This is a genomic window from Bradyrhizobium sp. USDA 3262, from assembly GCF_054060035.1.
This window is the reverse complement of record NZ_JBSSCT010000001.1, coordinates 4,368,859-4,380,790: the sequence shown is the minus strand read 5'-3', so window position 1 is coordinate 4,380,790 and position 11,932 is coordinate 4,368,859. Positions and strand designations below refer to the sequence as shown.

Sequence of the window (11,932 nt, the reverse complement as noted above, 5' to 3'; positions counted from 1 at the left end):
TCCTTCACCCGGTAAAGACTTCGCCGCCGGCGACCGCGACGGCTTGTCCGTTGATTGACGATGCAGTCTCGGAGGCAAGCCAGAGGACGGCGTCGGCGACCTCCTCGGGCGTGACCAGCCGCTGCATCGGATTGACTTTTGCCAACGCGGCGCGCGCTTCCTGTTCGCTGCGGCCGGTCTTGGCGACGATGTTCGCGGCGGCATCCGCCACCAGCGGCGTATCGGTGTAGCCGGGGCAGACCGCATTCACGGTGACGCCGCGCCGTGCATATTCCAGCGCCAGCGAGCGCGTGAGGCCGATGACGCCGTGCTTGGCCGCGACATAGGCCGAGACATAGGCATAGCCGGTGAGACCCGCGGTCGAGGCCACATTGATCACGCGCCCGCGGCCGCGCTGCGCCATGCCGGGCAACACGGCATGCGTCACCAGGAATACGCTGGAGAGGTTGCTCGCCAGCATGTCCGCCCAGAGCGCCGCGCCGGTCTTGTCGAACGGCGCGCTCGCGGCCTTGCCGGCATTGTTGACGAGAATATCGATCGGGCCCGCCTCAGCCTCGATCTGCGCGACACCCTTGTTCACCGCAGCTTGATCGGTCACGTCCATCGAAACAGCGATGCCTGCGTGCTTGTCGAGCGATGCCGCCGTCGCTTTCAGCGCGTCGATCCGCCGCCCGGCGATGCTGACGCGCACGCCAGCTTTTGCCAGTGCGATCGCCGTCGCGGCGCCGATGCCGGATCCGGCACCGGTCACCAGCGCATGTGCGTTGGCCCAGAACCTCATCATGCCTTCACTCCCGCAGCCGCGCGTTCGAGATTGGCCTCGTATTGCGACTTGCCCGACAGATATTGCTTCGGCCACGCGATCTGCTTGACGCCGATCTTCGCGGCTTCATGCAGCGTCCAGGCCGGATCGGCGAGATGCGGCCGCGCGATGGCGCAGAGATCGGCGCGGCCGGCGGCGATGATCGAGTTGGCGTGATCGGCCTCCGAGATCGCGCCGACCGCGATGGTGGCGATGCCGACCTCGTTGCGGATCTTGTCGGCGAACGGCGTCTGGTAGAGCCGGCCATAGACCGGATGGTCGTCGGCCCAGACCTGCCCCGAGGAGCAGTCGATCAGGTCGGCTCCCGCCTGCTTGAACAGCTTTGCGAAGGCCAGCGCATCCTCGGGCGTGTTGCCGCCCTCGGCCCAGTCGTGACACGACAGGCGGACCGACATCGGCTTGTCCTCCGGCCACACCGCGCGGATGGCGCGGAACACCTCCAGCGGATAACGCGCGCGGTTCTCGATCGATCCGCCATACGCGTCGGTGCGGCGGTTGGTCAGCGGCGAGAGGAAGCTCGACAGCAGATAGCCGTGCGCGCAATGCAGCTCCAGGATATCGAAGCCCGCGGCCGCACCGCGCCTGGCCGCGGCGACGAACTGCTTACGCACCTCGTCCATCTCGGCGCGGCTCATCGGCTCCGGGATCTGGCCGTCGGGCAGATAAGGCACTGACGAAGCCGACACCAGCGGCCAGTTATGGTCCGGCAGCGCTTCGTCCATGCCTTCCCAGGCGACCCGCGTCGAGCCCTTGCGGCCGGCATGGCCGAGCTGGATGCCGATCCTGGCTTGCGAATTCTGATGCACGAAGTCGACGATGCGCTTGTAGGCCGCCGCCTGCGCGTCATTCCACAGGCCGCAGCAGCCGGGCGTGATCCGCGCCTCCGGCGAGACGCAGGTCATCTCGGTAAACAGAAGGCCGGCGCCGCCGAGCGCGCGGGAGCCGAAATGCACCAAATGGAAGTCGGTCGGCACGCCCTCCTCCGCCGAATACATCGCCATCGGCGAGACGATGATCCGGTTATGCAGCGACAGGCCGCGGATCTGGAACGGCGTCAGCATCGGCGGCGTGACGCGGTCGTTGGTCGCGGCCACGCCGCTGCGCTCCGCGAACCAGCGCTCATAGCCCTCGAGCCAGGTCTTGTCGCGCAGCCGCAGGTTCTCGTGGCTGATGCGCTGCGAACGGGTCAGCAGCGAATACATGAACTGCTCCGGCTCGAGCGTATCGGCATAGCGCGAGCCGACCACCTCGAACCATTCCATCGCGTTGCGCGCGGCGTTCTGGATCCGTGCCACGTCGACCCGGCGCAGCTCCTCGTAAGCCTTCAGCACCTTTGGGACGCTGTCGCCCGTCGCGCCGTGGATCTTGAACTGGTTGGTGAGCTCGATCGCATCTTCCAGCGCGAGCTTGGTTCCCGAGCCGATCGCGAAATGCGCGGTGTGGGCGGCATCGCCCATCAGCACGACATGGCTGTTGCCGTTGAACGTGGTCCATTTGCCGCAGATCAGCCTGGGGAACGACAGCCAGGCCGAGCCGCGCAGATGCCGCGCGTTCGAGACCAGATGATGCCCCTCGAGGATTTCCGCGAACACGTTCTCGCAGAATGCGATGGAGTCGCCCTGCTCCATCTTGTCGAGGCCGTGGGCGAGATAGGCCTCCTCGGTGGTCTCGACGATGAAGGTCGCCGCGCCCTCCTCGAACTTGTAGATGTGCGCCTGGAACCAGCCGTGCTCGGTCTTGCGGAAGTCGAAGGTGAAGGCGTCGAACGGACGGTTGGTGCCGAGCCAGATATAGCGGTTCGGCCGCATCAGCATGTCGGGCTGGAAGGCCTCGGTGTATTTGGTGCGGATCTTCGAGTTGACGCCGTCGCATGCCACGATCAGGTCGGCATCGGGAAACTCGAGATCGGAATTCACCTCGCGCTCGAAGATTAATTCGACGCCGAGCTCCTCGGCGCGCGCCTGCAGGATGTTGAGCAGCCGCTTGCGGCCGATGCCAACGAAGCCGTGGCCGGTGGTGCGCATGCGGCGGCCCTTGATCAGGACCTCGATGTCGTCCCAATGGTTGAAGGCCTGCTCGATCGTGTCAGCGGTGACCGGATCCCATTTGCGCATGTTGTCCATGGTCGCATCCGAGAACACCACGCCGAAGCCGAAGGTGTCGTAGGGCCGGTTGCGCTCGACCACGGAAATCACGTGCGTGGGATCCAGCATCTTCATCAGGATGCCGAAATAAAGCCCGGCCGGCCCGCCTCCAATGCAAACGATACGCATGGCGTTCTCCCGTTGGCTTCGGCGGATCGGGGGTGCGGACGAGGCGCGCTCCCCTGGAGCCGACAAGGGATAATATTTTATACTTAAAATAATTGTCAAGGGCGGCTCGGCCCCACCCGCAGCGTCGTCCCGGCGCAGGCCGGGACCCATACGCCGCAGCAGAAATTGTCGACGGGACTCGTCGTTCCAACGATGTGCAACAATGACAATCTGTGGTTATGGGTCCCGGCCTGCGCCGGGACGACACTGAACTTGTTGCTGCTGATTTGCCCGTCGAAGGCGTGGCAAGACGGCGGATTGCGCTCCGCTGATCCGCCCTACGCCGATGACAGGCCGCGCTACGCGACCTCAATGCACCGCGGCGTACAGGATCTTGTCCTGCGTCGCGTCCGCCGCGTCGAACTCGGCGACGATGCGCCCGGTGCGGGCGACCAGGATGCGGTCGGACACCGCGAGGATCTCCGGCAGGTAGGACGAGATCACCACCACCGCCTTGCCCTCGTCGGCGAGACGGCGGATTTCGCCGTGGATGTGCGGGATGGTGCCGACGTCGACGCCGCGCGTCGGCTCGTCGAAGATGATGATCGAGGGGTCCTGCACCAGAGTCTTGGCCAGCACCACCTTCTGCTGATTGCCGCCGGACAGCTCGATGATCCTGGCCTTGCGCTGCAATGCGCTGATCTTGAGCCGATCGACCCAGTAGCTGGCGAGCTTGCTGCGCCGCGCGCGCGACAGCAGGAAGCTCCAGCCCTTTCCGGTGGCGAGGCTGCCGATATAGACGTTGTCGTCGACCACCATGGTCTCGAAGAAGCCGTTGGCCTTGCGGTCCTCGGTGATGTAGGCGATTCCGTCATTGATCGCCTGCCGCGGCACGCGGTAGCGGATCGGCTTGCCGCGCAGGCGGATGGTGCCGCCATTGACCAGATTGCGCTTCAGCGCGCCGTAGATGATCTTGGCGATCTCGGTGCGGCCGGAGCCGATCAGGCCGGCGATGCCGACCACCTCGCCGGCATAGACCGAGAACGACATGTTCTTGACCGCCATGCCCATGGTGACGTTCTCGACCGTCAGCACCTTCTCGCGGCGCTGATGGGTCTTCTCTCTTCCGCCATAGACCGCCTGCGCCACCTCGCGGCCGACCATGTGCTGCACCAGCGCATCGCGGGTCAGCTGCCTGGCGGGCGCCGTGATCACCAGCTTGCCGTCGCGCAGCACGGTGATGCGGTCGGCGATCTGCAGCGATTCCTCCAGCGCATGCGAGATGTAGATGATCGAGACGCCGCGGGCGCGCAGGTCGCGCACCAGATGGAAGAAGTGGACGATCTCCTCCGGCGTCAGCGATGCGGTCGGTTCGTCGAAGATGATGATGCGCGCCTTGTTGTAGATCGCGCGCGCGATCTCCACCATCTGCTTCTTGGCGGTGCCGAGCAGCGCCACCGGCGTAGCTGGATCGACGTGGAAGTTGAGCGACTGCAGCAGCTGCTGGGCCTGGATGTTCAGGGTGCGGAACCGCGTCAGCAGCTTTTCGTTGCCGAGCTCGATGTTCTGCGCAGCGGTCATGGTCGGCACCAGGCTGGTCTCCTGATAGACCATGCAGATGCCGGCATTGAGCGCGTCGCGCGGCTGCTCGAAACCGGTCGGCTTGCCGTCGAGCAGATAGTCGCCGGAGGTGAGCTGGATCGCGCCCGCGATCGCCTTGCACAGCGTCGACTTGCCGGCGCCGTTCTCGCCGACCAGCGCATGCACCTCGCCGGGATAGAGGTCGAAATTGACGCCCTCGATGGCGTGGACGCCGCCATAGATTTTCGAACCATTGGTGATCCGCAGCACCGGCTCGCGGGCTGCGGAGGTCTCGGCCGTCTTGGCGCCGGGGGCCGCCTGCATCACACCGTCATTCATCGCAGCTCTCCCGTAGTGCGCAGCAGGCATCCGGCGCCGCGCGCCGCGATCACGACGCCCGATGGCGTGGCGCAGGCGGCGGTGATGCCGTGGAAGCGGCCGCCGGCGCGGCTGTGCAGGCTGTCGGTCGCATCGCCCTCGGCATCGAGATGCACCAGCAGACCGTAGGAGCGCGGCGGCGCCCATGGCTTCTGGATGCCGAGCGCCTTGACGCTGCCGATCTGCATCGGCTCCAGGCAATCGCTGCCGCCGGCGAGCGCCGGCGCGACCCAGTAATCGGGCGGCATCGTCGCCATCATCTCCTCGCGGAAATCATCTTCCTTGAGCACGAACTCGATCAGATGGGTGCGGCGGGCGAAGATGCCGAGCAGCATGCCGCCGTCGCCGTCCGGATGCAGCCGCGCCGGATAGCCCGGCATGTTGGCGGCGACGATCTCGCGCGGACCAAGCCCGTTGCCGCCGAGCGCGAACCGGCTGAGGCGATGGGCCCAGCTTTCGGTGAGCCACAGGCTGTTGCCGTCGGTCGAGACGCTCACGCCATAGGGATAGGGCAGATCGCGCAGCAGCACCTGCGGATCATCGAGGCCGGGGCCGCAGCTGATGAGCCGGCCACTGGCGCGCTTCTCCATCAGGTCGTGCCGCCATTCGCCTGGACGGCGGCCGACGCTGCCTTCAACGGCATAGATGCGGCCATCGGGCGCCGCCGTCACCGACAACAGCCCGGTGAGCGCGCTGCCGCCGACGGACTCCAGCCAGCGCAGATCGCGTTTTGCGGGATCGATCGCGGCAAGGCCCCTGCCCGCGACGCAGACCAGGAGGCGGCCGTCCGGATGCAGCGCGAGCCCGCCGGCATCATCCTCGAACTCGGCGACGACTGTACGCGTCGACAAGTCATTGCCGCCGAGCTTCAGCACCCGGCGTGCTGCGGAAACATAGACCGTGCCGTCGCCGGCGGCGATCACGTCGTCGACGCCGGGCAGCGGCTCGCCGATCGGCACAGCAGCGTCGAGCCGGTCGTTCGGGCTCAGCGCGCCGTCAAGCGGCGGGATCGCGTTCTGGCCGCCGTCGCGGTCGATGACGCTGCGGATGTCGCGCAGCAGATGATCGAAAAATCCCATTACGTCGTCACCCTGCTCTTTGCGCCCCAATAGGCATCGTAGCCGGTCCAGCTGTCGTCGACGCCGTCAAGCTTGATGCGGCCGATCCGGTTGTTCTCGAGCCCACCGAGATAGAGATATCCCTGGTGCTCGCGCATCGAGGTCAACGTCGAATGCGAGATGCCGGTCGGGTCCCACCAGGATTCCAGCGCCTCGCCCTGCTCGTTGAATTTCAGCACGCAGCCATGGTTGAGCGCCGGCGCCAGCCACTCGTCGGTCGGCACCTGCTTCACCATGCGCAGGCGGAAGCCGGGTTTTCGCGCGGCAAGGTCGAATGTCGGCGTGCGGATGCCGACCAGCGCCAGCCAGTAGGTGCCGTCGGAAGCGCGGTTGATGTTGTCGGGGTTGCCCGGCAGCTCGTCCATCAGCACTTCGGTCTTGCCCTTGTTCGGCCCGTCGATCCAGTGGCGGAACACCTTGCAGAGCGAGGTCGACGCGATCAGGATCGACTTGCCGTCATGCGAGACGCAGATGCCGTTCGGGAAATAGAAGTGGTTGATCACCGTGCGCGTGGTCCTGGTCGCCGGATCGTAGCAGACCACGCGGCCGTTCGGCCGGCCCTCGAGGATGTCGAGGGTGTTGGTGGTCATCTCGTAGCGCGTGGTGCAGTCGCTGAAATAGATCTTGCCGTCGGGTGCGATGTCGAGGTCGTCGGCCATGCGCAGGCGGCTGTCGTCGTTCAGCTTGTACCAGGTGCGGTTGGTCTCGTCGGTGACCTTGAAGATGCCGCCATCGGGCGCGACGCCGTAGACGCCCATGCCGGCGACCGCGACGATCAGATTCTCGTCGCGATCGAACTGCATGCCGAGCGGCCGGCCGCCGATATGGGCGAACACCTCGCGGGTCTTGAAGTCAGGCCCGGAGAAGCGGATCACGTTGCCGTCGCGGGTCGAGCCGTAGAGCCGGCCCTGGCGGTCGAGGATCACGTCCTCGGGCCCCTCGACCTGATCGACGCCGATCGCCTGCGCGTTGATCAGCCGGTCGTTCTGCGCGTAGGGCGACGTCGCGCCGGGCTGCACCGCCGGCGCCGAGGCGAGCGGCACGAAGGCCGGATTGACATAGATCTTCTGGATCGCCTTGCCGCGGTTCTTCGACCATTTGACGTCGATGCCGACGGCGGCGAGCAGGATCATGCCGGTCACCGCCGAGGTGACGTAGCCCGGGATGCCCATCCGCACGAGGCCGTTGATCAGGAGGAAGATGATCAGCGCGCCGATCATCGCCCGCCATACCGTACCCTTGCCGCCGGCGAGCGACACGCCGCCGAGCACGACGGCGGTCAGCGCCTGGAATTCCCAACCCACGCCGGTGGTGGAATCCGTCGAGGCCTGCCGCGCGGCGTAGAAGATGCCGCTCGCCGCGCACAGCGTTCCTGACAGCACATAGGTCATGAACAGCATCACGCGGACGCGGATGCCGGCGTGGCGCGCCGCCTTGCGGCTGGCGCCGATCGCGGTGAGATGCCAGCCGTAGCGCGAGCGCGACAGGAAGATGTGGCAGATCAACAGCACCACGAACAGCGTCGCCGCATTGACGGGAATGCCGAGCACGCTGCCGCCGCCGATGAAATCCCAGGCGTCGCTCTCGACCGAGTTGGTCGCGAACACCTGGGCGTAGCTGGTGTTGAGCAGGTTGACCGAGGCACGCAGGATGATCAGCGTCACCAGCGTGGTCAGGAACGGCCGCGTCTTCAGGAAGCCGATCAGGAAGCCGTTGATGCTGCCGAGCAGCGCGCCGACCAGAAGCGTCGCCGGCACCGCGAGGCCGACCGGCCATTCGCGCACCAAGAGGAAATACAGCGCCGCGAAATTGCACAGCGCGAAGATCGCGCCGACCGAGAGGTCGATGCCGCCGGTGACCAGGCAGAAGCCCATCGCGAGCGCGACGAAACCGAATTCGGCGAACAGCCGCAGCAGCGACACCGAGTTCTGCACCGAGGCGTAGTCGGGAATGGTGAGCGCGAAATAAGTCCACAGCCCGATCATCACGGTGAAGGGAACCACCGGCTCGAACCACTGTTTCAGCAACAGCTCCGACAGCAGGAGCCGGGGTGAAAATCGCCGCACCGATGCGGCAAAGGAATCAACGGCCATCGACATCGCCAAGCACCCTTTTGATTGAGCACGATCTTGCGGAAAACCGGCTTCCACTTTTCCGGATCGTGCTCGTGATTGAGCACGACCTTGCGGAAAACCGGCTTCCACTTTTCCGGATCGTGCTCGTGATCGAACACGATCTTGCGGAGAGCCGGCTTGCACGTCCCGGATCATGCTCCTGGTCATGATGCGATCGGCCATCGCATCGCGACCTCGTCCCTCGATGAACACGCTCTCCGTGAACGCTGCGCGTCGGTCGGAGAAAAACCGGCTCCACCTTGCCGGATCGTGCTCTTTGATACAGCCGGCGCGGGAATGCCCCCCGCGCCGGCTGTCCGCGCCTTGTTAATTTTTCTTGGGTAGCGCGAAGCAGTTGGCGCCCGAGGCGTTGGACTTATCGAGCCAGATCGGCCGCGTGTAATAGACGAGATTGCGGCTGCCCGGCTTCTCGCCGGATACCAGCAGGGTTTCGGCGGCGAACATCAGATCGTGGCCCTGCTCGGTCGCCTTGTAGCTCAGGAACTTGTAGAAATTGCCCGAATTGACCTGGTCGCAATCGAGCTGCGAGCCTTCACCCGAGGCGAACACCTTCACATCGTCGATCTTGCCGGCATTGCGGATCGCCTGCGCCGCGCCCGACTCCATGATGCCCCAGAAGCCGATCGAGGCGCAGAGGTCGGGATGCTGCTGGATCACCGTCGCGGTGACGTTGAGCGCGGTGTTGGCGTCCCAGTTCGCGGCCTGGTTCGAGACCACCTTGATGTTCGGATCCTTGTTCAAGACCTCCATGATGCCGCCGACCTGGTCGACGCTGGCGGCCGCGGTCAGTTCGCCCTGTACGATCTGGACCTTGCCCGACTTGCCGGAGCCGGTGCCGCAGGCCTTGACGGCCTCGTTCGCCAGCATCCTGCCGATCTCGCGCCAGTCGGCGCCGACAAAGGCGCCGGACTTGTAGTTCGAGGACATGTTGATCTGGATCACATGCGTGCCCTGGCTTTCGGCGCGCTTCAGATCCTTCATCAGCAGCGTGACGCTCGGATTCTGCACGATCAGCACGTCGGGCTTCTGGTCGACCAGCGCGGTCAGGGCCTGCTGCATCGCCGAGGGGTTGTTGTTGGGATCGCGCACGACATATTTCATGCCGCGCCACTCGGCTTCCTCCTGCACCACCCGGCCCCATTCGTCGGACAGCGGCACGCCGAGCGCGATCGGCAGATAGGCGATCGTCTTGCCCTGCAGCGCCTTGTCGTAGACGGCACGCAGCTCGCGCGCGGTCTTGGTGCCTTCCTCCTGCGCCGATGCCGCAAATGGCATCGCGGCCAGCGTCACGCCGGCCAGCAGGATCGTCCAGAATTTCGTCGTCGTCTTCATCGTCTCCCTCCACAAAGCAATTTCTTTTGATTGATTTATTTGGCGCAGCGACCGGCTTAGTCGCCTCGTCTCAGTCCCCTTGCCGCGCGGTCTCCTCGTCGCGGGGGTGCAGCCAGTTGTCGAGCACGATGGCGGCCAGCAGCACCACGCCCTTGATGATGTTCTGCACCTCGCTGTTGACGTCCATGATGGTGAAGGCGTTGAGCAGCGTGCCGATCAGGATGCAGCCGACCACGACGCTGAACACGCTGCCGCGGCCGCCGATCAGGCTGATGCCGCCGATCACGACGACGAGCACGACGTCGAAGATCATGGTGCCCTGGGTGATCGCCATCTGCATGCTGCCCGTGGTGCCGACCCAGACCAGGCCCGCAATCCAGGCGAGCAGTGCAACCAGCACGTGCTCGAGCACGATCAGCGGCCGCAGTGCGACGCCGGTCAGCCGCGCGGCCTCCGGACTGTCGCCCTGCGAATAGATGAAGCGGCCGATCGAGGTGCGCGACAGGAACAAATGCATCGCGATTGCACAGGCCGCGAACACCAGGATCGGAACCGGAATGCCGAACAGCCGTCCGGCGCCGAGATACATCAGGCCCGGCGCATCCTTCGGCGCATAGACCACCCAGGCCGGCGCGATCCAGAAGGCGAGGCCATAGATCACGAAGCCGGCAGCCAGCGTCACGAACAGCGCCGGCGCCTCGACGAAGGCGACCATCACGCCGTTGACGACGCCGATCAGCACCGCAACTGCCAGCGCCAGCAGCACTGCCGTGAAAACGGGCATGCCGTTCTGCATGTAGATCAGCGCGATCGCCCAGGAACCCGCCATGATCGCGACCTCGGAGAGGTCGATGCCGCGGCTGATCACGATCAGCCCCATGCCGAGGCCGAGCACGCCGAGGATGGAAATACTCCGCAACAGATTCAGGAGATTGGAGACGGTGGCAAAGCCGTTCAGCGTCAGGCCGAACACGATCAGGAGCGCGATGGTGATCAGGAGCACGATCTGCTCCTGGCTCGGCTTTGCAAACATTGCGCCCAGGCGAGATGATGCCGCAGGGACAGCAACGCCGCGCGATGGCGATTGCACGCTCATCGTTTCCTCCAGGTATTATTTTGCTTGAGACTTTAAGAGTGCCGATTAGTATTCGTCAAATGCATTCGGCGGATACGGATTGATCATTTCCATGCATGTACGTGACGTCGATCTGAACCTGTTCGTCGTGTTCGACGCGATCTATTCCGAGGGCGGCGTCAGCCGCGCCTGCTTCCGCCTCAACCTGACCCAGCCCGCGGTCAGCCATGCGCTGAGCCGGCTGCGCGCGATGTTCAACGATCCGCTGTTCGTGCGCCGCAACCACGTGATGACGCCGACCCCGCTGGCCCGCCAGATCATCACTACGGTGCGCCAGGCGCTCAACGGCCTCGAGACGACGCTGACCCACACCCACCGGTTCGATCCGGCGAAGACGCCGAAGCGGTTCGTGATCGGGCTGCGCAACAATCTGGAGGCGCCGATGCTGAGCGCGCTGGTCAATAGGATCAGCACGGTGGCGCCGCTGGTCGAGATCGCCACCGTGCGCAGCGAGCGCAACAATCTCGAGCGCGAGCTTGCCGCCGGCACCCTCGACGTCGCGATCGATACGCTGTTGCCGCTCTCGGCGGAGGTGCGGCGCGAGCAGATTCTGACCGAGCATATCGCGGTGTTCGCGCGGCGCGGCCATCCCGAGCTCGGCAGCCGGCTCGACAAGAAGGCTTATTTGCGCATGGAGCATGTCTGCGTGACGTCGCGGCGCAGCGGCCTGTCGTTCGAGGATTTTCAGCTCCAGCGCCTCGGCCTGACCCGCACTGTTCGCCTGACCTGCCAGAATTTCGCAACCGCCTGCCACGTCGTGAGCCGCAGCAACATGCTGCTGACCGCGTCGGAGAGCGCCGCCTCCGTGCTCGAAGATCCCGGGCTTCTGCAATGCTTCCCCTGCCCGTTTCCGATCAGCCCGCACGTCAATTATCTCTACTGGCACGCCACAGCCGAGGACGACACCACCAATCAATGGCTGCGCGAGCAGCTGCGCGCGGCCGCGACGCTGCTGGCCGGCAGCCAGTTCGGCAAGAAGAATCGGCGCGCGGCCAAAGCGCGCCCCAAGGTCGGCATCCCGCTTCCGACCAGCCTCGCCGCGGAATAGCGGCGCGCTATCGAGCCGCAAAGGCGGTGGGCTCCCTCTCCCGCTTGCGAGGGCTTTGCGCAATCGGGCGTGCGCGGGTGCAGGCCAGTGTCAGGCATTTTTTTGCGTGGCTTCTGGGGGCGCGCGGGAG

At 65.3% G+C, this 11,932-nt stretch carries 8 protein-coding genes; 1 reads left to right on the top strand and 7 read right to left on the bottom strand.

Going from position 1 to position 11,932, the window contains the following annotated elements:
- Window positions 1-4 precede the first annotated feature (4 nt).
- The 7 genes from ACVWYP_RS19980 to ACVWYP_RS19950 form a co-directional block, all read right to left on the bottom strand.
- A complete protein-coding gene (locus ACVWYP_RS19980) occupies window positions 5-784 on the bottom strand; it encodes an SDR family NAD(P)-dependent oxidoreductase (protein ID WP_304499509.1) in 780 nt (259 codons plus the stop codon).
- Window positions 781-3,096, bottom strand: a complete 2,316-nt coding sequence (locus ACVWYP_RS19975) for a bifunctional salicylyl-CoA 5-hydroxylase/oxidoreductase (RefSeq protein WP_304499508.1) — start codon at window positions 3,094-3,096, stop codon at window positions 781-783. The genes ACVWYP_RS19980 and ACVWYP_RS19975 overlap by 4 nt, the downstream gene beginning before the upstream one ends.
- A 348-nt stretch (window positions 3,097-3,444) precedes the next feature.
- Window positions 3,445-4,980 carry a sugar ABC transporter ATP-binding protein gene (locus ACVWYP_RS19970; RefSeq protein ID WP_304500254.1) on the bottom strand — a complete coding sequence of 512 codons (1,536 nt, stop codon included), beginning with the start codon at window positions 4,978-4,980 and terminating at the stop codon, window positions 3,445-3,447.
- A gap of 11 nt (window positions 4,981-4,991) precedes the next feature.
- Window positions 4,992-6,113 (bottom strand): SMP-30/gluconolactonase/LRE family protein, encoded by a 1,122-nt coding sequence (locus ACVWYP_RS19965; protein ID WP_304499507.1) that lies wholly within the window; start codon window positions 6,111-6,113, stop codon window positions 4,992-4,994.
- Window positions 6,113-8,251, bottom strand: a complete 2,139-nt coding sequence (locus ACVWYP_RS19960) for an ABC transporter permease (protein ID WP_304499506.1) — start codon at window positions 8,249-8,251, stop codon at window positions 6,113-6,115. The genes ACVWYP_RS19965 and ACVWYP_RS19960 overlap by 1 nt, the downstream gene beginning before the upstream one ends.
- Before the next feature lie 342 nt (window positions 8,252-8,593).
- Window positions 8,594-9,619, bottom strand: coding sequence for a sugar ABC transporter substrate-binding protein (locus ACVWYP_RS19955; RefSeq protein ID WP_028331499.1), 1,026 nt, complete (start codon window positions 9,617-9,619; stop codon window positions 8,594-8,596).
- Window positions 9,620-9,689: 70 nt separating this feature from the next.
- Window positions 9,690-10,715, bottom strand: a complete 1,026-nt coding sequence (locus ACVWYP_RS19950) for an ABC transporter permease (RefSeq protein WP_304499505.1) — start codon at window positions 10,713-10,715, stop codon at window positions 9,690-9,692.
- Window positions 10,716-10,806: 91 nt separating this feature from the next.
- Between ACVWYP_RS19950 and ACVWYP_RS19945 the strand changes: the two genes are divergently transcribed.
- Entirely contained in the window at window positions 10,807-11,802 is a 996-nt protein-coding gene (locus ACVWYP_RS19945; RefSeq protein WP_304499504.1) for a LysR family transcriptional regulator, read from the top strand.
- Window positions 11,803-11,932: the final 130 nt, after the last annotated feature.